This window comes from Anaerococcus provencensis, assembly GCF_000312365.2.
Classification (GTDB): domain Bacteria; phylum Bacillota; class Clostridia; order Tissierellales; family Peptoniphilaceae; genus Anaerococcus; species Anaerococcus provencensis.
The window spans coordinates 47,815-69,165 of the sequence record NZ_HG003687.1; the positions used below are offsets into that span (position 1 = coordinate 47,815).

A 21,351-nucleotide genomic window follows, 5' to 3' on the forward strand; every position below is an offset into this window, starting at 1 on the left:
TCATATGGAAGCAGTGGAAGACTAGTGAAAAACGCCTATGGGGACTTCGAAAGTTAGGAGTTCCGATGTGGATGGCAAAACAGTCAGTAGGATTTGGAGACCACTATCAAGCGGTTGCCAAAACCACAGGACTACATCATATAAACAAAGAAATCCTCGCAAAGCGAGGACTTCAAAGTTGTTTGGATTATTATTTGAATTAAACCGCTGTATGCCGAACGGCACGTACAGTGGTGTGAGAGGGGCTACATGTTAGCTCCTACTCGATCTAGTTTTGATAAAGAATAGCCTCAAGAAGTAATAGTTAGCTTAGTTGAAAATAGACCTTTAAGCAATATAATAGTAGTAAGAGAAGCCACCTCTTGAGCCCAAAAAAGCCCTTGATTTATCAAGGATGAAGGTAGAATACGATTCTCCATGAGAATCAAAAAAAGACAGTAGGTGCGAACTACTGTCTTTTTGTTTTTACTTGCCTTCGCATTTATAGACTATGAGACTAGCTATAATAGCTACTAACAAGGGAAAAATAAAATTTTCCAAAAGATAGAATACTATCTCCATTTAAATCACCTCCTTTCGGAGACAATTTAATTATATCACAAAAATCTACAAAGACTTACAAAATTTATGCGTTGATTGTGTATTTTTAAATAATATAATGATAGCATGATTAAAAATATATATAGACAAAAAAATAAAATATTATTAGGCCTACTTTCGGTTTCTATACTTACAAGTTGTGGTCAAAACCAAGGAGAAAAGGCAAAAGAGCCTGAAGTAGTGAAATTGGAAGAAAATGAAAAGAAAGAAGAGCTGACACTTGATGACCTATCAGCCTTTTTGTATGAGAAACTTGACGGGCAAAAATTAGTCAGAAATTATGGGGAAGATACTGGCTGGACTAACTTGGAATTTGGACCAGACGGGACCTTCACAGGATCCTACATGGGTAAAACTTCAGTTGATGGCTTTGATGGTGGCAGAAACTGGAAGGCAGCAGCCTATTACCTGGGAGAAGAAATCCATTCGTCAGACTTTGAGGGGAGATTTACCATAGTCAAACAGATCAATGACTATGTATATATGATGAAACTTGAAGATTTTGAAATAACCTCAGAATACGGCCTCCACGACGACATATACTTTAACGTAGACTTTGCCCTAGGCATGAAAGAAGACGCAGACTACTACCTCTACATCCCAGGCACTCCAGGCAATCTAATGCCAGGAGAAGACTCAAGACTGGACAATAATTACAAAAAAGCAGACGCCACAGAAGACAAGAGCCAAGGATTTATAATCTGGGAAAAATACGATGATGAAGTATTTAATCAGCTAAGTCTTTAAAAGTGATTGTTAGCCATGGAGATCCTTCGGTCGGCCCTGAAGGGGCCTCCCTCGAGGATGACAGAGTGGAGAATATATTTTAAAAAAATATGAGAAAATCTTTTTTATATTAGGATTAATGCATATCTTTTATTTTGTTTGTTAATTAAGGATATAACGTTGTAATAAGGGGGAAAACCCAGGGGAGTTCCGATTCTCCCCAACTGGTTTTCCCCTTATACCCCCCCTTTTCTGCTACCCCCTCGAAACGGCCACTGCGTGGTGCTGAAATCTGTAAGAATTTGCTGTGCAAATTCTGGCGATTTGATAGGGTGATTTTAAATTATAGACTATAAAAATTGGTGTTTTCTAAATCTTGAATTTCTAAAATCGCAAACTCGCTACGCTCAAACAGTGCGATTTCTTAACGAAATTCCGCAATTTGAAAACACCACAATTTTCCCATCTCTAAGCTTAGGCTTGTAGCTTTCACAACCTGTCATTCTGAAGGAGAATACAAGCCGTCCGCTCGATCTAGGACCGACTGAAGAATCTCCTAGCTTAGGTTTCTCTATGAGATCCTTCGGTCGGCCATAAAAGGCCTCCCTCGAGGATGACAAGTGTTGATAATTCATATTAATAATCAGAACAAAAGAATTTGCGAAGCAAACTTCTACTACTCATTGCTCTCCGCAGGAGCGGAGGGGGTGTAAAAGGTTTAGGGGATCGGAGGAAAGGAAAAAGGGGTCTCCGTTACCCCTAATTCCTATCCCCCGAGGTGCAACGGTACTGCTGTAAAATATAGTAAAATAAAAGATATAGTTTTTCTTCTTTATTACAGGGGAAATTAAAAAGGGGTAAGTTATACTTCCCCTTTTTTCAAAATCCTCATTGCCCACAATATTGCAATGATTGATACTCCTACATCTCCGAATACTGCCAACCACATATTGGCTTTTCCTAAAAAGCCTAGGATTAGTATTACTAGTTTTACTAGCAAGATGAATGTTATGTTTTGTCTGACAGTTGTGTTGGTGATGTTTGATATTTTTAATAGTTCGTTTAGTTTTGAAAATTCGCCATTTACTACCAGGATATCTGATGATTCTATGGCGAGATCACTTGCTGTTTCTCCCATGGAGATTCCTACGCTGGCATTTGCAAGGACTGGGGCGTCGTTTATCCCGTCTCCTACAAAGACTGTTTTTTCTCCTTTTTCTTCAAATTCTTTTAGGACCTTTAGTTTTTCATCTGGCATTACTTCTGCATAATAGTCGGTTAGTCCGAGTTTATTTGCAGTTTCTTTTACTACGTCTTCGCTGTCGCCAGATACTACTAGGACTTCTTTGAAGTGTTTTTTGAGATTATCTATAGTTTCTTTTGTATTTTTCTTGATATCATCTTCTATTATAACTTTTGCTGCTAGATTTCCATCTATGGAAAGGTATATCGACCTATCTTTTCCTTTCTCATCGTATCCAACATATCTTACTGAACCAATTTTGATTTCTTGGTCATCTTGGCCTATGGCTTTAACACCTAAGCCTTTTTCGTTTGTGACATTTTTAAATAGGTCAGGGTTTTCATCTCTACCGAGGCTTTCTACAACACCTTTTGCTATTGGGTGAGTGCTAAGTAGCTCGATATTGTAAATATAGTCTAGGATATCTTCCTTGTCATAATCTCCAAAGTATTTGATATCTTCTACCTTAAATTTACCAGTAGTTAAAGTTCCTGTCTTATCTGTAAGTAGGGCCTGGGCTTGGTTTAGGCTTTCAAAATATTGGCTACCTTTGATAAGTATGCCATTTTCACTAGCTAGTCCCAGTCCTGACATAAAGGTAAGTGGCACTGATAGGACTAGGGCACATGGGCAAGATAGGACTAAGAATGTTGCTGCACGAAGCAAGTAATCATCCCAGGCTCCACCAAAAAATAGGGGAGGTATGATGGCAAGTAATAATGCAAGACCAACTACAATCGGTGTGTATACTTTTGCAAAGCGAGTCACGGTTTTTTCGCTTTCTGACTTACTTCCTGCAGAATCTTCGATCAATTCCATAATCTTGGCTGCTACAGAGTCCTCAAATTCTTTCTTTGCCTCCACTTGTATAATACCTTCAGTCATGATGGATGAGGATATGATTTCAGATCCAACTTCTACTTCAACTGGCATTGATTCGCCTGTCACAGAAGAAGTATCTACAAGGCCGTGGCCTTTGGTGACTATTCCATCGATACCGATTTTTTCGCCATCACGAACGAGGATTATATCGCCAACTTCAACTTCATCTAGGTCGATTTCTGTAGTGGTGCCATCAGGGTTTACCCTGTTTGCAACATCTGGGACTAGATTTAAAAGTCCTTTGATATTTTCTCTAGACTTATGAGTGGCAACCTCTTCAAAAAGCTCGCCAAAATTATAAAAAAGCATTACAGCGACAGCTTCGGTATATTGGCCGATTGCAAAGGCTGTAATTGTGGCTATGGACATCAAAAAGTTCTCATCAAGGGCTTGTCCACGCCTCAGCATTTGGAAAGCTTCTTTTAGAACATCAGAAGCCACCATTATATATATTATGGCAAAGACTATGATTATATATGGGCCGGATACGTATTTATGATGATAAAGACTTAGGACAAGAGTGAGGATGGCGATTACAATCAATCGCCTAAGCTCACTTTTGTGTTCATCTGTCATTGATTTAAACATATTATTTGGCCAAAAATACTGTTCCTGGTTCTAACTTGTCGGCAATTTTATTAGCTTCATCTAGGATTTGGTCAGGATTTGCATCATCTTTTACTTCAAGCTTTAATTTTTCTGTCAAAAATGATAGGTTAGCATCCTCTACTCCATCAATATTTTTGATAGCTTCTTCAATTTTTGCTGCGCAATTTGCACAAAGGGATTTGCTTTCTACTTTGTATTTTAATTTCATATTCTTACTCCTTTATATGTTCGATTCCTGTTTGAAAAATTATTTTGACGTGGTCGTCTGCAAGTTCGTAGTACATTGATTTGCCGCTTCTCTTGGATCTGATCAAATTGTTATCCTTCAAACTCTTTAGCTGGTGGCTGATAGCCGACTGGCTCATATCCAAGGCTTCTGCAATTTCGCCTACAGAAGTAGGTCCACTAAAAAGCACATTCATTATCCTAAGCCTAGTAGAATCGCCAAAAACCTTAAAAAGATCGGCTAAGTCAAATAGAATTTCCTCATCTTTGATAGTTATCATTATCACCTCTGTTCATATGAGTATATGTTCATATTTATTATAACTCATATGAAATTTTTGTCAATAGAAGTTGTACTCATGCCCTGTCATCCTCGAGGGAATGAAAGTGACCGAAGGATCTTTATAAAAGAAATTGAGAAAGAAAAATGTTTCTTTACTATACTATCGAAAGTAAATGAATATCTTTTATTCTTTTATGGTTTTAAGTTGTACCGTTGCACCTCGGGGGATAGGAATTAGGGGTAGCGGAGACCCCTTTTTCCTTTCCCCCGATCCCCCTAAACTTTTTACACCCCCACCGCCACTGCGTGGTGCGCACAGCAGTAGAAGTTTGCTTCGCAAATTCTTTTGTTTGGACTGTTAATACTACATACTACAAAAATGGTATAAACAAACCTGTCATCCTTGAGGGAACGAATGTGACCGAAGGATCTCATATAGAACTATTACGCCAGGAGATTCTTCTTTCTCTAGTGCTCAATCAGAATGACAGGTATGTGAGTTACCTGCATAAATGAGATGGGAAAATTGCATTGTTTTCAAATTGCAGAATATCGTTAAGAAATCGCACTGTTTGAGCATAGCGAGTTTGCGATTTTAGAAATTCAAGATTTAGAAAACACCAATTTTTATAGTATATAATATGGTTTCACCGTATCATATAGCAAGAATTTGCACAGCAAATTCTTACAAATTCGCACCACGCAGTGGCAGAGGGGTGAAATGGGTCGGGGGCCCGGGGAAGGGCAAAAGGGGCCTCTGTCGCCCCTACCGCCCTGCTCCCCGGTGTCGAAGCTACAGCCTAAAATAATATAGAGAATACAAGACATCTATAACTTTTATTATAAAAAATAGATATCTTTTTTCCCTAATTTCTTTTCTATTAACAACCACATTTTTGGGTATAAATAGTGAAAATAATAAAAAATGATTAAGTTTTATGGTGCAAGCTATAAGTTTGAAAATAATTGTCTTAGACATACATTTTTTATATTTTTTCTCAAGTGATAAGTTTTATCACATTTTGACAAATAGAAAGGAAATCAATATGAATAATAAAACAACAAATATCCTACTAGCAGTGGTTTTCCTTGTTGCTGCATTCTTTTCTTTTAGATACGATCAAAGACCTATCGGGGCCTTTTCGGTAGTTATGGGCGTATTCTTCTTGTATAGAGCTTTGACAAACAAGGAAGATGTGAGTAAAGAAAAGGATTATAAATAAGAAGTATGACAGAAAACTCCCGCTTGGGAGTTTTTTGGGTATAATCTTAGTATAATAGTAAATTTATATGTAATTGTAAAGAAGAAAGGATAGATAATGAACAAAACTAAGATTCAACAAATTATAGGAATTGTTGCAATGCTTTTCTCAGTTTATATGTTTTTTGATAAACGTGGGGGAGTCGGATTTATTGTACTTTTAATAGGGGCTATAGTATATGGCCTAGGTAAGAAGGAAGAAAAAGACAATCAAAATTACGTTCCTAGATAAGAATTTATGCCTTCCCAAGTGGGAGGCTTTTTTGTACATATTTAGCTTGGAGAAATATTATGAATGAGAGAAAAATTGAAAGTATGCTTGCCATAGTTTTTATAATCATATCCGTTTTTATGTTTTTTACTAAAAGGGGAGGCATGGGATTTCTTGTGTTTTTGCTCGGCCTTGGCCTTTATATATTTAGTAGACGAGGAACAGACTATAGATCAATGTAAAAAGGACCCATATGGGCCCTTTTGTGATTATTTGTGAAGTATGTCTCCACTTTCAGCATCAAGTTCTACATCGTCGCCATCTTCAACGTCGATGCTATAAACTATTTTGCCTTCGTCATTACTTTCTATTTCGTATGATTTTACATAGCCCTTGTTGTTTTCAAGAGCTTTTGCCATAGCATCTTTTGGAGCTAAGATTTTAGTAAAGTCGATAGCTTGATCATTTTCTTTATCATCATCAACTTCTTCTTCTTGGCCTAGGATTTCACCGCTTTCAGCGTCAATTTTTGCTTGATATTCTTTTTCGCCGTCAAATCCTTCGATAGAGTAAGCGTATACTCCGTCATCTTCGTCAAGTTCTACGCTGTTGATCTCAAGACCTTCAGCTGGGAAAGTTTCTTTGAATTTTGCTACAGCATCATCAAGGCTTACAGCGAATTCTTTTTCTTCTATACCAGATTTGAGGTCGTCAACTTTCTCTTCTACACTATCCTTTGCTTTGTCAACTTCTTCTGTAACTGCAGCTTCAGTATTCTTAGCTGCATCTTTGACATCTTCTTTGGCTTGATTAGCATTTTCGTTGCCGCAGGCAGCTAATACTGTTGCCAAAGCTAGAGCGGATACTCCATATTTTAGGTTTTTAATTTTCATTATTCTTTCTCCTTAATTTTCATATTGTTAATATACCCTCTTTATTATATTAATCAACAAATTAATAAAATAGAAAAGCTAGGGCAGATTTATTCATAAAATATAAATTATGCTTATAAACCTCCTAGGCTAGTTTATTTAGGCTGTAGGAAGCTACTTGTTCTTTGATTTGGTCAAGAGTTGTATTTTCGTCTATGGTTACTGCAATTTCAACGCTTGATTCAACTAGGGGAGAACCAGCTAAGAGCACATTTTCCTTTAGCTCATCGTCTAGCATATCATAGGCCATCTCACAGTTCATCATAGATGATCCGAGGTCAAAGAATACTACCACTCCATCTTCAGCAAGTCTAGTCATTTTTTCGTTGATTTCTTCAAAGTTTGAACCAAGTTCTCCATCTTCGGTCCCGCCAGAGTATTCGATATTGACATCACTTGCCATTTGACCTACTAATTCTTTTAGCCCTTCTGCTAATTTATGACTGTGGCTGGCTATTAGTATATTAATCATTGATAGCTCCAAGAGTTTCTTTGACTAGGATATAAGAACTTGCTGCACCTGGGTCAATGTGTCCAATAGATCTTTCTCCAACGTATGATGCACGGCCTTTTTTGGCCTTGATATCCTTGGTTTTTTCCATGGATTCTTCTGCTATTTTAATAACCTCATCAAAAGATTTGCCAGCATTTAGGGCTTCTGCAACTGGTTCTAGGACATCTACCATAGTTTTATCGCCAACTTCGGCCTTGCCTCTTTGCTTAACTCCATCTACTCCAGCAGTAAATGCTTGGTTTAACTTTTCTCTTGTCAACTCATCTACATCCTTGAGACTTGCGGCAAATTTCATGAAGAATGAACCGTAAAGAGGGCCAGATGCCCCACCTACCTTGGATAGCAAAGTAGTAGCTACTTTGTTGAAAAGTGTCTTGTAATCATCAAAGTCAGCTTCTAGGGCTTCCTTAGTAAAGCCAAAGCCTTTGGCCATATTTACTCCGTGGTCGGCATCTCCTATAGACCTATCTAGGTCTGTTAGATAGTCCTTGTTGGCTATGATTTCATCTGCTGCTTGTAATATTAGTGTCTTTACATCATTAACTTGCATATATTTATTTCCTTACTATGTCTATTTCTTGGTCTAGGAGGGCTAGTCTTTGGTCATCAACCTTGTATAGGGTGATGGAGAATCCAGCCATATCCATACTTGTCATAAAATTGCCTACATAGGTGCGAGCAACTTTTATATTTTTCTCAGCTAGGTAGTCAGCAATGCTGTTGTTGATGACAAATAATTCCATCTCTGGTGTAGCTCCCATACCATTTACCATGAGGGCATATTGGCTATTTGTATCTGTCACTTCGACTAGGAGTCTATCGATCATTTCTTTTACTATTTCATCAGCTGATTTCATTTCTTCTTTTTGGATACCTTCTTCACCGTGGATTCCTATACCCATTTCGATTTCATTTTCTTCTAGGCTAAAGGATTCCTTGCTATCTGATGGGTTGGTACATGGTTTGCTTGCCATACCGATAGATTTGATATCTTCTACAATCTTATCAGCCATTTCCTTGATCTCGCTTAGGCTAGCTCCGTTTTCTGCCATAGCACCAAGAGTCTTGTGAACAAATATTGTTCCAGCAACTCCACGTCTGTCTTCCTTGTTTTCTACTACTATATCATCGTTGGTAATCACATAATCGACTTCTATATCTTCCATTTCAGCCATTTCCTTGGCCATCTCAAAGTTCATAACATCGCCTTGGTAATTTTTTACTACCATGAAAACTCCCTTGCCAGAGTCAGCTCTTTTGATAGCTTCTAGGACTTGGTCTGGGGTAGGAGATGTGAAAACATCACCAGCTATGGCACAATCGAGCATACCCTTGCCAACATAACCAGCGTGAGCAGGTTCGTGACCAGAACCACCACCAGATATAAGACCAACTTTGCCAGCTACTGGTGCATCTTTTCTAGCTATAACACTAGTGCCTTCGATTCTTACAATCTTTTCTGGATTTGCCTTTACCATTCCATCTAGCATTTGATCAATTATGTCTTCTGGCTTGTTTATAATCTTTTTCATACTTACCTCCGATTATAATATTCTTTCTATGATATATACCCATCATGGCAGATATTAATGATTGAAATATTATGGTTTTCGCAGTATATTTATGGATATGATAATAGTAAAACAAAGGTCAAAGTAAGTCAAAAACTTTGGCTTTTTCATTGATATATTATAAAGAAAGGATTAATCTTTGAACAAATTTAAGATAAATTCCGAATACAAACCAAAAGGTGACCAGCCCGAGGCTATTGCTAGTCTTGCCAAGGGACTCAAGGAGGGCAAAAAGCACCAAATCCTCCGTGGAGTTACAGGTTCAGGTAAGACTTTTACCATGGCAAATATAATAGAAGAGGTCCAAAGACCAACTCTGATTCTTGCCCACAACAAGACCTTGGCCTACCAGCTGTTTACAGAGTTTAAGGAGTTTTTCCCAGACAATGCTGTGGAATACTTCGTGTCCTACTATGACTACTACCAACCAGAAGCCTATGTAGCTGCAACTGATACCTATATTGCCAAGGACTCATCAATCAACGATGAGATCGACAAGATGCGCCACTCTGCGACTATGGCTCTTTTTGAGAGAAGAGATGTCATCATTGTGGCATCTGTTTCTTGTATCTATGGTCTGGGTGACCCTATTGACTACAAGGAACTTGTGGTTTCCCTAAGACCAAACCAAGAGATTGCCCCAGAGGAGGTAATGAGAAAACTTATAGATGTCCAATATGTGAGAAATGACATTGACTTTGACCGCGGGACTTTCAGACGTCGCGGGGATATACTAGACATTTTCCCAGCAGGTTTTGACCAGAAGGCCATTAGAATTGAGTTTTTTGGGGATGAGATAGAAGAAATATCTGAGTTTGATTCCCTTACTGGCAAGGTAACAGCAAAGCTTAGCCACGCCTACATTTACCCAGCCAGTCACTATGCAACAACTAGCGAAAAGACAGAACGTGCTATAGTTACCATAGAAGAAGAGCTTGATGAAAGACTTGCAGAACTTAATAGTCAAAACAAACTTCTAGAAGCTCAAAGGCTAGAACAAAGAACTCGCTATGATATAGAAATGCTAAAGGAAATTGGTTTTTGTTCAGGTATAGAAAACTACTCTAGACACCTAAGCCAAAGAGCACCAGGTTCTAGGCCATATACCTTGATTGACTACTTTCCAAAGGACTTTGTCCTCATGGTTGACGAATCCCACGTATCCATCCCACAAGTAGGGGGCATGTATGAGGGTGATAGGTCCAGAAAGCAAAACTTAGTTGACTATGGTTTTAGACTTCCATCAGCTCTTGACAATAGACCTTTGAAATTCCATGAATTTGAAGGCTTAATCGACCAAGCAATCTATGTTTCAGCGACCCCAGGTCCTTATGAAATGGATAAGACTGGTGGGGAAATGGTTGACCAAATCATCCGTCCAACAGGTCTGCTTGACCCACTTGTAGAAGTACGTCCTACAGAAAATCAAATCGACGACCTCATGGAAGAAATCAACAAGACCACAGAAAAGGGCGACAGGACCTTGGTTACAACTTTGACCAAGAAAATGGCAGAAGATTTGACAACCTATCTAACCCAAAATGGGGTAAAGGTAAAATACCTTCATTCAGACATCAAAACCATAGAAAGATCTGAGATTATAAGAGAGCTTAGACTGGGAGAATTTGACGTCTTAGTTGGTATCAACCTCCTTCGTGAGGGTCTAGATATACCAGAAGTTAGCCTTATAGCCATACTTGATGCTGACAAGGAAGGCTTCCTAAGGTCAGAGAGGTCTTTGATACAAACAATCGGTCGTGCTGCTAGAAATAGCGAAGGCCATGTAATTTTATATGGAGATTCTATAACCAAGTCTATGAAAATTGCCATGGATGAGACCAGCCGTCGCCGTGAAATACAGATGGCCTTTAACGAAGAGCATGGCATAATACCTACAACAATCAGGAAAAATATCGGCGAAATGATTCAAATTACCAAAGAAACCAAGGAAGAAGAAATAGAAGAATTTAGCCGTGACGATATAGATACAATTTTAATCAACCTTGAAAGTCAAATGTACAAGGCAGCTGAAGAGCTTGACTTTGAGCGTGCTGCTAACATTCGTGATCAAATCAAGTCTATGAAAGAAAATTTCCAAGGAGCATAAATTGACAGAACACGACATAGTTATAAAGGGTGCTCGCACCAACAACTTAAAAAATGTCAACATTACTCTGCCACGCGATAATATGATAGTTTTTACTGGGCTTTCCGGATCTGGGAAGTCCACTTTGGCCTTTGACACAATTTATGCCGAAGGTCAGAGGCGCTATGTAGAAAGTCTATCATCCTACGCTAGGCAGTTTTTGGGCAATGTTGACAAGCCGGATGTGGATAGCATAGAAGGACTTTCCCCATCCATATCCATAGACCAAAAAACAACCAACAGGAACCCAAGATCAACCGTAGCAACAGTTACAGAAATATACGACTACTATAGACTGCTATATGCCAGGATTGGAGATGCCTACTGCCCAGTTTGTGGCAAGAAAATCGAGGCCCAATCCATAGACCAAATGGTAGACCACATCTTGGAATTGCCAGAGAAAACCCGTATACAAATCCTTGCCCCAATGATAAAGGGCAAAAAAGGTCAGCACAAAAAAGCCCTAGAAAATATCCAAAAACAAGGCTTTGTGAGAGTTGTCATAGATGGCGAGAAATACGACTTAGCTGAAGAGATTGAACTATCCAAAACCAAAAAACACGATATCTCAATTGTAGTAGATAGGATTGTAATCAAAGAAGGAATCAATGCTAGACTGACAGATTCCTTGGAAACTGCCCTAGGCCTTGCTGATGGCATGGTAATTATAGATGTTATTGACGGCGAGCCTTTTATGATGAGTTCCAAGCTTGCCTGCCCAGATGGCCACGTGAGCCTGCCAGAGATTACACCAAATATGTTCTCTTTCAACGCACCAATAGGCATGTGCCCAGATTGTAACGGCCTAGGTTTTCACTTACAAATTGATCCAGAATTAGTAATCCCGCAGAAAAATCTTTCTATAGACGAGGGGGCCATTGATGCCTACGCTGGTTCTGCCAAGGGTTCATACTACTACGAGACCATCAAGGCCATAGCTGACCATTACTCTTTCCCAACTGACAAACCAATCAAAGATGCACCAAAAGAGATGATAGATGATATCCTTTATGGTACCGACTACGATCTAAACTTTGTCTTTGACTCCAGATTTTCTGGCAGAAAGAGATACAAGGGCAAATTTGAAGGGGCCATAAGAAACCTATCTGACAGGTACGAAAGGTCAAACTCTGACTCCCTCAGAAAGAGGATAGGAGAATTCATGGGCGAAGAAGAGTGCCACACCTGCCATGGAGACAGGTTAAAACCAGAAGTCTTGGCCATCAAAATAAACGAGACAAACATATCAGACTTGACCAAACTTTCTGTAGAAAAATCTATAGAATTTTTTGATAAACTAGAATTATCAGAGATGAAAGCAAAAATAGCTGAGCTTATCATCAAGGAAATAAAGGCTAGGCTAAAGTTTTTAAATGACGTAGGCCTTGGCTACCTTACCCTAAGCCGAGCTGCTTCAACCCTTTCTGGAGGAGAAAGTCAGAGGATAAGACTTGCCACCCAGATTGGCTCAGGACTTGTAGGAGTATGCTATGTCCTAGACGAGCCATCAATCGGCCTCCACCAAAGGGACAACGACAAGCTAATCACTTCCCTAAGAAATCTCACAGATATAGGTAATACCCTAATTATAGTAGAACACGACGAAGATACCATTCGCGAAGCCGACTATATAGTAGATATCGGTCCAAAGGCTGGTGTTCACGGGGGAGAAGTTGTGGCTAAGGGAAGTCTTGATGACATTGTAAATGCCAAAAATTCTATAACAGGCGACTACCTATCCGGTAGAAAAGAAATCCCAGTCCCTCAAACAAGGAGAAAATCTGACAAATTTATAGAGATTAAGGGCGCCAGGGAGAATAACCTCAAGGACATAGATGTCAAAATCCCTGTAGGAGTCCTTACATCTGTGACAGGAGTATCGGGATCAGGTAAATCTTCACTGATAAATGAGATTTTATACAAGTCAGTCACAAGAAGGCTCAACAAAACCAAGATTCGCCCGGGCAAACACGACGATATCCTAGGTCTTGACCAAATAGACAAGGTCATAGCCATCGACCAATCACCAATAGGTAGGACACCAAGGTCCAACCCTGCAACATACACCAAGGTCTTTGACAACATCCGAGATGTATTTGCCATGACCAACGAGGCCAAGATGAGGGGCTATGCCAAGGGCAGATTTTCCTTCAATGTAAAGGGTGGACGTTGTGAAGCCTGCAAGGGTGATGGTACAATCAAAGTAGACATGATGTTCTTGCCAGATGTCTATGTGCCATGCGAAGTTTGCCACGGCAAGCGCTACAACCGCGAGACTCTAGAAGTCAAATACAAGGGCAAAGATATATCCCAAGTTTTGGATATGACAGTTGAAGAAGGCATAGAATTTTTTGAAAACCATGCACCAATTGTCAGAAAACTCCAAACCCTATACGATGTAGGACTTGGCTATATCAAAATCGGCCAACCATCCACAGAGCTATCTGGTGGAGAGGCCCAAAGGGTTAAACTTGCCACAGAACTAGCAAAAGTTGGCACAGGCCAGACCCTATATATACTCGATGAGCCAACTACAGGCCTACACATGGCCGATGTACACAAGCTAATAGAAGTCCTAAACCGACTAGTTGACCAAAACAACACGGTAGTTGTCATAGAGCACAACCTAGATGTGATCAAAGTATCAGACTACATCGTAGACCTAGGACCAGAAGGTGGAGATGGTGGTGGTACTCTAGTAGGAGCTGGCACTCCAGAAGAGATAGCCAAAAACAAAAAATCATACACAGGCAAGTACCTAAAGAAAATTCTTAAAAAATAGGAGAAGATAATGGGATTTGAAGATAAAAAAGACAACAAAGTAGACACAAGAAAGAACGGTAGACCAATAAGCTTCTCAACAGGAGATGGTCAAGATTTCTATATAGACCTACCAGAATCTATACCAGGTCAAGAGGACATGGCTACTGATGACAGTGCAGAAGTATCGGCAAAAGACCTAAGCAATAAGCTAAACAAAACAACAAATGAAATCAAAGATTTGCTAAAAAGCGTTGGTATAGATGATGTTTCAAAGATTTTAAATGAAGATAAATAATTAAGGCTGCTTCGGCAGTCTTTTTTAGTGCTTAAAAAATAATTATTGACAAGTACACTTGGCATATGTATAATTAAAATACCAAGTATACTTGTCAAAAGGAGAAAAATATGAACAGAGAAGAAATACTGGCAAAAAGCAGAAAGGATTATGAGAAAAATGATGAATATTTAGTCGATGCTCTCACAAAAGCAGGTAAGATTTCAAGTCAAGTTGGCCTACTAGTTACAGCCATTATAGTGGCTGGAGATCAATTTGTCTTCAATACTTACAATTATGGAGCCCAAGCCATATACTTTGCTATTATGGGAACTATGGACATAGTTAGATATAAATATATCAAAGAAAAGAAAGACCTAGTTTTAGGAATAATCTTTGCCATAGGCTCAGTACTTAGTCTCGTCGCGCATTTTAAGAGTTTTAACTAATAAAAGGTGCACCTATGAATGAAGAATTGATCCTAAAAAATAGACTAAAAGAAGTAAGAAAGGAAAAAGGATATTCCCAACAAAAGCTTGCCGATGAAGTTGGTGTTTCTAGAAATACCATAAGCTCAATAGAAACAGGTCAATTTAACCCGACTGCTAAGCTTGCTTTGATATTGTGCATAGCCTTAGATGAAAAATTTGAAGATTTATTTTATTTTTAGAAATATTGATTTATTTTGGGTAAAATTGTAAGAGAAGTATTAATTATTTATTGTAAATTATTAACTATGAAAGATAAAGGAGTAAAGCTATGATTGAGATAAAAAATGTATCTAAATCTTTTGGCAAAGTCCAGGCTCTGGATGATGTTTCCTTTGAAGTAGAAAAGGGAGATGTCTTTGGTCTGATTGGCCAAAACGGAGCTGGCAAATCAACCCTGTTTCGTTCAATGATGAATTTCTTTGACGATTACAGTGGCGAGATTCTATATGATGGAAAACCAATGGCAAAAGTTCCCCTAGAAAAAATAGGATTTTTGCCAGAAGAAAGGTCTCTTTCACCAAAAAAGACCATAGAAGAGGAAATCCGCTACTTTGCAAGACTAAACCAAATGGATAATATCCCAAAGGAAACCATACAAAAGTGGTTTGATAGATTTGAAATCAAGGGCAATCTTACAGACAAGATCAAATCCCTATCAAAGGGTAACCAACAAAAAGTCCAACTCTTGGCAGCAGTCATCTACCAACCAGAATTTGTAATCCTAGATGAACCACTTTCAGGCCTTGACCCATACAATATCAGGCTCTTGGAAGAAATCATCAAAGAACTAAACTCCATGGGCATGACCATACTATTCTCATCCCACAACATGGAAAACGTGGAAGCCCTCTGCAACAAACTTGTCATGCTAAAAAACGGCAAAGTTGTCCTAAATGGCACTCCAGCGGAGATTAGAAACACTTATCCAAGAGAAGAAATCTTGGTAGAAACAGATAGGGACTTGCTACCACTTATAGATGGCAAGGTCAAATCCTACACCAAAAATGGCAATATCTGGAAACTTTACCTAAACGACCAAAACGATAGTAGAGAAATCTATGAAACAATCAAAAATAATATAGGTTTTGTTAGCCAATTTAGCCAAGCTGCTCCTACACTAAATGAGATCTTTGCAAAGGTGGTGGAAAGTCATGAATAGAATGAAAATTGTAGCCCAAGATACTTTGATGAAACAAATCAAATCAGGTTCTTTCTGGTTTATGATTTTATTCCCAATCATAATGATGGGCATATCTATGGCCATTGGCTATTTTGCAAATAGCTCTGGCAATGACATGGCAGTCATAGCAGATGAGAGCATAGCACCATACTTTGAAAATAACCCAGACTATGATTTTAGGCTTATAAGTGAAGATGAACTTGATAAGCTCTTGGACGATAAGGAAATCTCATCCTATGCAAAAGTCAAAAACGACAATGGCCAAATCACCGCTGATTATATGTCAGGCTCATCATCAATGGGCCAAAAACTAACCCTACAAAGTATCCTAGGCCAAATACAAAATGATATAAACGCCCAAAAGGCAGACCTGAACCAAGAACAGATAAAGGCCCTTGGAAAGACTCCAGTAATCAATGAAATCAGCGATGAAAAAGAAGAAAATAGGTCAATGGGTATGATAATCTACTACATCTTCCTATTTTTGATGTATATGATCTCAATCAGCTTCATAAATGTAGTCCTATCAGAAACAGCTACAGAAAAAGGAACAAAGATGATAGAATTCATCTTCTCATCAGTAAGACCTGGCGATTACTTTGCAGGCAAAATGACAGGCAACTTCATAGCAGTTCTCATACAAATGATGACCTATGTAATATTTGGAGTCATAGGATTTAACATAGCAAAGGCTAAGGGCATCCTAGATGGCTTGCCAATAAACCTAGCCATGGGTCCAAACTTTACCCCGATTTTGATAGAAATGATACTACTATTCCTCCTAGGAATATTCATCTTCCTAATAGCAGCAGGCATGCTAGGATCATTTGCAACAAAAGTAGAAGACGCCGGCAAAATGGGTTCACCACTAATATTTTTAATAGTAATCCTATTTTTCCTAGCCTTTAACCTAATGAATAGAGGAGACGTAATGGTAGGCAAAATCCTATCCTACGTACCATTCGCATCAACATTCTTCATGCCCCTAAGACTACTAAACGGCTACGCCACAATAGCACAGGGAGCTATATCAGTAGTAATACTTATAATATCAATACTATTGATGTACAAATTTGGAGAAAAAGTTTATAAGAAGAATATACTAAACTATTCAACAGATGGTTTTTTCAAAAGAAAAAAGAAATAAAAAGTTTTTATAAAAAACTTTAAGAAAAAATGGAGCATATCTTGCTCCTTTTTTTTTGATGAAATAAAAGTTTTATAAAAAAACATTTTTTGTATCAAGCAATTAATGTCTTTTATTTGATTATTATTTTTGGTTATAGCTTCGACCTAAGGGGGTAGGGTCGAGGGGTAGCGGAGACCCCTACGTCCCTTCCCCCTTACACCCCCCCCAAACCCTTTTTACCCCCACCGCCACTGCGTGGTGCGCAGAGCAGTAGAAGTTTGCTTCGCAAATTCTTTTGTTTTGACTGTTAATGCTACATACTACAAAAATGGTATTAACAAACCTGTCATCCTTGAGGGAGGTTCTTTCAAGAGCCGACCGAAGGATCTCCATAAGATTGGTTAGCCTATGGGATTCTTCAGTCGCTATCGCTTCTTCAGAATGACAAGTAGGAGGGTACAAAACCGTGAGTATAGAGGAGGGAAAATTGTATTGTTTTCAAATCGTAGAATTTCGTTAAGAAATCGCACTGTTTGAGCGTAGCGAGTTTGCGATTTTAGAAATTCAAGATTTAGAAAACACCAATTTTTGTAGTCTATAATATGATTTCACCCTATAAAATCGCTAGAATTTGTATAGCAAATTCTTACAAGTTTCAGCACCACGCAGTGGCCGTTTCGAGGGGGTAGCAGAAAGGGGGTATAAGGGGGAAAACCGGTTGGGGAGAATCGGAACTCCCCTGGGTTTTCCCCCTTAGGACGAAGGGACAGCCTAAGTTTATAGATATAATATAAGACACTTATTCTTTAAATGATAATAAAAGAAACATATTTCTTTCCGTTTTCTTTATAAAGCTCCTTCGATCGGTCTTGAGAAGACCTCCATCTAGTATGACAGGCTGTTCCTGGAGAATATAATTTATATTATAAAAAGAAAAGTTCCTATTACTTTAAGAAAAGTTCTCAAAGTTCCTAACTTTGCCTCGCCCTAATATATCTCATAGGAGAATATATTGCCCAGGTGGTATTCCATAGCAAGTCTGCTCCCATTACAATTTCAATCTTTCCATCATTTAATGATGGGTTTACTTGGGCTTGGGGTAATGTTATGACGTCTTCGTCTATTTTGATACTTAGAGCGGTTTGGTAGGTGAGCTTTTCCTTGTCTAGGCCTAGCATTTCCATTGTTTCTCTTCTGCCATCTTTGCCTGTTATTTTATCGAATATATTTTGGCTTATTGATGTTACTGGTTTTGATGTGTCTAGGGCAGCTAGTACTCGCTCTCCCATGAAGTCAACATATAGGACTGGGGAATTTGGTTTATCTTTTGCTTTTGGATCTTTGAAATCATCTACTTGGACTTGGAAGTCGCCTATCTTGAGATTGCCCCTAAAGCATAGCTGGGATATGATATTCCAGCCCAATATCATATCTGCAGGAAAGGCGTTACCTTGTGGGTCTTTTATTAGGTTGAAATTTTCATCCTTTGTCACTACTACTGGTGCGGATCCTATTTCGAGTTCACCTAGATTTAGTCTGATTCTTGCTCGTCTCCATCCCTTTTTGTCATCTATTGGCTTTTCGTCTATATAGTCTATGTCTATTTGCTCTGCTAGGGATTCTTTGATCAAGGTATTGCCCTTGGTGTCAAACATTGCTGTTACTGGTATACCTCCTGCCTTTGCCTCTATAAAGACATAGTTTAGGTATTTCGCATCTGAAACTGGTACTTTTGTAAATTTCATTTTTTCTCCTTATTTTCTCATATCTTATAATTTCTTGTTGATTACATCTATTTTTATAATGGCCTCGCCATCAGTATAAAAAACATATTGGGTATCGTTGCCTGCATCAAAGACAAGGCTAACTTGGCCATTTTTGTCTTTTTTGCCAATAGACATTCTCTGAGGATTTTGATTTTGCTTATCAATTTTCTTAACTTCATCTATGCTCTGGCCTAGGAATATATTGCCAATGCTTAGGTCAAGGCTCTGGTCACTTGTGATTTTTGCAATTTGCCCATCTTTGATTGCCACATCAAAGTCGTTTGTATTCTTAATTACAAATTCTATATCATTAGCATTTTCATCTTTCAAAAACGGCGAATGTAGCTTTATCCTATACTCCTCGTTTGGACCAAGCATCTTATCGCTCACATCTGTATCAAACTTCGCTCCCAAAAGATCTTCTATCTCGGCTATGGTTTCGGGGAATTTGACACCTTGGCCAAATACTACGAATTCTCCCTCCACATAGGACTTATCCCTCATAAAGCTTTTGGAAAATATAGCAGCAGACACTAGTTTGTCATTAGAAAAATATAGGGAAACATAGTCGCTTTTTGTTTGATAATTGATATTTTTTTCCTTATCAGTACTAGCTTCTTCTATATAATATTCATCCAAGACCTTCATAGCCTTTGCATAATCATCTCCAAACTTAAGTCCATTGATCTCAAAGTCATCATTTAGAACAGAGTTGATATAAACTTCTGTAATAAGTGCATCTTTGGTAGGAATTTCCTTTTCGCTGTTGTTTTTTAAGGATGCACCAAAGTCGGTACTAGAGGAGGAGAAGTTTACCATTAACTGTTCGTCCTTATTCAAAGTTTCCTTGTAATAATTATTTTCTACTAGCTCTATACCACTTTTTTTAAAGTCACTATACTTTAAAGGAAGCTTATAATTTTTGCCAGCTAGACTAAAACTATTTTCCACTTTCTTAGGGCTATCTAGGGGAGCCAGAGAAGTTTTATTATTTTCCTTGGGATTTTGCCCGCATGATGTTAAAATAATTATAAATAAGACTAACAAAATTTTCTTCATATCATTTCCTACAATTTTAAAAGTTATTATAATTATAATACATTTTCTTTCATAAAAAAAGGCTAAATTTGAACAATGCAACCAGGAGTTTACAAATTTCCAAAACGAATTGCTGGTATGCACCTTTAAGATTTAATAAAATGATAGCAGAAAAACAAAGGAGGATTTTATGATATTAGCAGATAAAATTATAAATCTTAGAAAAAAAGAATCTATGACCCAAGAAGACCTGGCCCACGAAATTGGTGTCAGCCGTCAATCAGTTTCCAAATGGGAAAGCTCTATGGCCATGCCAGACTTAGACAAAATAGTCAAACTTTCTAATATATTTGGAGTATCCACAGACTTTCTACTAAATGATGACCTAGGCATGGAGAATATTATAGTAAATGATAATGAGGAAAGCAAAGAAAGATTGGTTGACTTCGCAGCTCTTAACGAATATTATGATAGCTACGAAAAAATAGCAAGATCAATTGCCCTTGCCATTCCACTTTTTATCCTATCTTCATTACCAGTCCTAATATTAGGAGGAACTAATGAAGGCTTGGCAATAGTTCTCACCTTGATACTTGTAGCCATATCTGTTGCTACATGTATACACGCAGGATTTGTTTCAGATGCTATAGATTATGTAGAAAAAGAATCCTACACCTTTGCCTATGGAGTAGAGGGAGTCATCAAGAAAAACCTTGATGCCTATATGCCGACATTAAAAAGAAATGTCATAATAGCAGTACTTTTATACATCCTATCCCCAATAGGATATGTAGTAGAAAACCCAGCAAAAGATGGATATAACATAGTATTTCTAGTCCTAATAGCCCTAGCAACTTCCCTTATATCCTACACCCTTATCAAATATTCATCCCTACGCGATATTTTGGCATACAGGGACCCAAAGAAACAAAAGAAAGAATCCTGGATGAACAAGTTTTCAGCCATACTTTGGATATCAACCATAGCAATTTTCCTAATCTATAGCTACACAAGTGGCAATTGGGGCAGAAGCTGGCTTATATTTGTCATAGCTGGCGTTATCCAAATAGCAGTTTCAATTATCTTTGATTAAATAATACAAGCTAACAGGTGTCAATTGGCACCTGTTTTTTGTCGGGAATTTTCATCCTTTTTTTCTATATAAGTATAGAAGGGAGGTGAAAACCATGGAAGTAATCTGTATCTACAAAGAAGAAGACGAAGATAAAGAAGACAAAGAGGACGACAACAAATAGGAATGCGACAAGTTTTTTCGCCCTATGGAAAAATTCTTTAGCGCGAAATAGTTTTTCTACTAGTATATACTTCTAGAAATCCATGACCATCCTGCAAATCACAAGTAAGGAGGTATATATGGATATAACAAAACTAATCGGAGACCTAGGCTTTCCAATAGTGATCACTCTGATACTAATCTATCAGATAGATGGAAAGCTTGACCAAATCCTAAAAGAAATCAGAGAAATCAAAAATGACCAATAAGGAG

Annotated in this window: 22 protein-coding genes and 1 pseudogene; 14 read left to right on the forward strand and 9 right to left on the reverse strand. The window is 38.2% G+C overall.

All coding sequences use genetic code 11. The features are described 5' to 3' along the window. Both BN38_RS07735 and BN38_RS07740 read left to right on the forward strand, forming a co-directional pair. Nucleotides 1–203 (forward strand): annotated as a pseudogene (locus BN38_RS07735) (group II intron reverse transcriptase/maturase); the annotation flags it as partial. Nucleotides 204–666: 463 nt separating this feature from the next. Further along, complete coding sequence (locus BN38_RS07740) at nucleotides 667–1,347, forward strand: hypothetical protein (RefSeq protein WP_044566581.1); 681 nt, start codon at nucleotides 667–669, stop codon at nucleotides 1,345–1,347. A gap of 841 nt (nucleotides 1,348–2,188) precedes the next feature. Here the strand turns inward: BN38_RS07740 and BN38_RS07745 are convergent. From BN38_RS07745 to BN38_RS07755, 3 genes are read right to left on the reverse strand one after another with little or no spacing between them, the layout of a single operon-like run. Next, nucleotides 2,189–4,027 carry a heavy metal translocating P-type ATPase gene (locus tag BN38_RS07745; RefSeq protein WP_230197754.1) on the reverse strand — a complete coding sequence of 613 codons (1,839 nt, stop codon included), beginning with the start codon at nucleotides 4,025–4,027 and terminating at the stop codon, nucleotides 2,189–2,191. A 13-nt stretch (nucleotides 4,028–4,040) separates the two neighbouring features. Beyond that, nucleotides 4,041–4,268 (reverse strand): cation transporter, encoded by a 228-nt coding sequence (locus tag BN38_RS07750; RefSeq protein WP_044566586.1) that lies wholly within the window; start codon nucleotides 4,266–4,268, stop codon nucleotides 4,041–4,043. Nucleotides 4,269–4,272: 4 nt separating this feature from the next. Next, the gene (locus BN38_RS07755) at nucleotides 4,273–4,566 is read right to left on the reverse strand and encodes an ArsR/SmtB family transcription factor (protein ID WP_044566588.1); all 294 of its coding nucleotides are present in this window, start codon (nucleotides 4,564–4,566) and stop codon (nucleotides 4,273–4,275) included. A 1,048-nt stretch (nucleotides 4,567–5,614) separates the two neighbouring features. Here BN38_RS07755 and BN38_RS11110 point away from each other — a divergent pair. From BN38_RS11110 to BN38_RS11120, 3 genes are all read left to right on the forward strand, one after another. Beyond that, nucleotides 5,615–5,791, forward strand: a complete 177-nt coding sequence (locus BN38_RS11110) for a hypothetical protein (RefSeq protein WP_154649920.1) — start codon at nucleotides 5,615–5,617, stop codon at nucleotides 5,789–5,791. A 96-nt stretch (nucleotides 5,792–5,887) separates the two neighbouring features. After that, a complete protein-coding gene (locus tag BN38_RS11115) occupies nucleotides 5,888–6,061 on the forward strand; it encodes a hypothetical protein (RefSeq protein WP_154649921.1) in 174 nt (57 codons plus the stop codon). 59 nt (nucleotides 6,062–6,120) lie between these two features. Next, nucleotides 6,121–6,282, forward strand: a complete 162-nt coding sequence (locus BN38_RS11120; RefSeq protein ID WP_154649922.1) for a hypothetical protein — start codon at nucleotides 6,121–6,123, stop codon at nucleotides 6,280–6,282. 27 nt (nucleotides 6,283–6,309) lie between these two features. Here the strand turns inward: BN38_RS11120 and BN38_RS07760 are convergent, their stop codons facing one another. The 4 genes from BN38_RS07760 to dhaK all read right to left on the reverse strand — a co-directional run bounded on the left by BN38_RS07760 (nucleotide 6,310) and on the right by dhaK (nucleotide 9,018). After that, nucleotides 6,310–6,933, reverse strand: coding sequence for a PepSY domain-containing protein (locus tag BN38_RS07760; RefSeq protein WP_044566591.1), 624 nt, complete (start codon nucleotides 6,931–6,933; stop codon nucleotides 6,310–6,312). Between the two features lie 124 nt (nucleotides 6,934–7,057). After that, nucleotides 7,058–7,444, reverse strand: coding sequence for a dihydroxyacetone kinase phosphoryl donor subunit DhaM (dhaM, locus tag BN38_RS07765; RefSeq protein ID WP_044566595.1), 387 nt, complete (start codon nucleotides 7,442–7,444; stop codon nucleotides 7,058–7,060). Continuing rightward, nucleotides 7,437–8,036 (reverse strand): dihydroxyacetone kinase subunit DhaL, encoded by a 600-nt coding sequence (gene dhaL / locus BN38_RS07770; protein WP_044566597.1) that lies wholly within the window; start codon nucleotides 8,034–8,036, stop codon nucleotides 7,437–7,439. The genes dhaM and dhaL overlap by 8 nt, the downstream gene beginning before the upstream one ends. Before the next feature lie 4 nt (nucleotides 8,037–8,040). After that, nucleotides 8,041–9,018 carry a dihydroxyacetone kinase subunit DhaK gene (dhaK, locus tag BN38_RS07775; RefSeq protein WP_044566601.1) on the reverse strand — a complete coding sequence of 326 codons (978 nt, stop codon included), beginning with the start codon at nucleotides 9,016–9,018 and terminating at the stop codon, nucleotides 8,041–8,043. 178 nt (nucleotides 9,019–9,196) lie between these two features. Between dhaK and uvrB the strand changes: the two genes are divergently transcribed. From uvrB to BN38_RS07810, 7 genes are all read left to right on the forward strand, one after another. Then, entirely contained in the window at nucleotides 9,197–11,164 is a 1,968-nt protein-coding gene (uvrB, locus tag BN38_RS07780) for an excinuclease ABC subunit UvrB (protein ID WP_044566603.1), read from the forward strand. A gap of 1 nt (nucleotide 11,165) precedes the next feature. Then, nucleotides 11,166–13,985, forward strand: a complete 2,820-nt coding sequence (gene uvrA, locus BN38_RS07785) for an excinuclease ABC subunit UvrA (protein ID WP_044566607.1) — start codon at nucleotides 11,166–11,168, stop codon at nucleotides 13,983–13,985. Nucleotides 13,986–13,994: 9 nt separating this feature from the next. Continuing rightward, nucleotides 13,995–14,261, forward strand: a complete 267-nt coding sequence (locus BN38_RS07790) for a hypothetical protein (RefSeq protein WP_044566609.1) — start codon at nucleotides 13,995–13,997, stop codon at nucleotides 14,259–14,261. Nucleotides 14,262–14,371: 110 nt separating this feature from the next. Further along, nucleotides 14,372–14,689 carry a DUF6442 family protein gene (locus tag BN38_RS07795; protein ID WP_044566612.1) on the forward strand — a complete coding sequence of 106 codons (318 nt, stop codon included), beginning with the start codon at nucleotides 14,372–14,374 and terminating at the stop codon, nucleotides 14,687–14,689. A gap of 14 nt (nucleotides 14,690–14,703) precedes the next feature. Next, complete coding sequence (locus tag BN38_RS07800; RefSeq protein WP_044566615.1) at nucleotides 14,704–14,910, forward strand: helix-turn-helix transcriptional regulator; 207 nt, start codon at nucleotides 14,704–14,706, stop codon at nucleotides 14,908–14,910. 89 nt (nucleotides 14,911–14,999) lie between these two features. Continuing rightward, nucleotides 15,000–15,890: an ABC transporter ATP-binding protein gene (locus BN38_RS07805; RefSeq protein WP_044566617.1), complete on the forward strand. Its 891-nt coding sequence runs from the start codon at nucleotides 15,000–15,002 to the stop codon at nucleotides 15,888–15,890. After that, the gene (locus tag BN38_RS07810) at nucleotides 15,883–17,058 is read left to right on the forward strand and encodes an ABC transporter permease (protein WP_195890892.1); all 1,176 of its coding nucleotides are present in this window, start codon (nucleotides 15,883–15,885) and stop codon (nucleotides 17,056–17,058) included. The genes BN38_RS07805 and BN38_RS07810 overlap by 8 nt, the downstream gene beginning before the upstream one ends. A 953-nt stretch (nucleotides 17,059–18,011) precedes the next feature. Here the strand turns inward: BN38_RS07810 and BN38_RS07815 are convergent. Together BN38_RS07815 and BN38_RS07820 are read right to left on the reverse strand one after the other, a co-directional pair. Beyond that, complete coding sequence (locus BN38_RS07815; protein ID WP_044566623.1) at nucleotides 18,012–18,785, reverse strand: pepsin/retropepsin-like aspartic protease family protein; 774 nt, start codon at nucleotides 18,783–18,785, stop codon at nucleotides 18,012–18,014. A 24-nt stretch (nucleotides 18,786–18,809) separates the two neighbouring features. Beyond that, nucleotides 18,810–19,865 (reverse strand): hypothetical protein, encoded by a 1,056-nt coding sequence (locus BN38_RS07820; RefSeq protein ID WP_044566626.1) that lies wholly within the window; start codon nucleotides 19,863–19,865, stop codon nucleotides 18,810–18,812. Nucleotides 19,866–20,034: 169 nt separating this feature from the next. Between BN38_RS07820 and BN38_RS07825 the strand changes: the two genes are divergently transcribed. Then, nucleotides 20,035–20,937: a helix-turn-helix domain-containing protein gene (locus BN38_RS07825; protein ID WP_044566628.1), complete on the forward strand. Its 903-nt coding sequence runs from the start codon at nucleotides 20,035–20,037 to the stop codon at nucleotides 20,935–20,937. 281 nt (nucleotides 20,938–21,218) lie between these two features. Further along, nucleotides 21,219–21,347: a YvrJ family protein gene (locus tag BN38_RS10950; RefSeq protein WP_084593774.1), complete on the forward strand. Its 129-nt coding sequence runs from the start codon at nucleotides 21,219–21,221 to the stop codon at nucleotides 21,345–21,347. The last annotated feature ends 4 nt before the right edge of the window (nucleotides 21,348–21,351 follow it).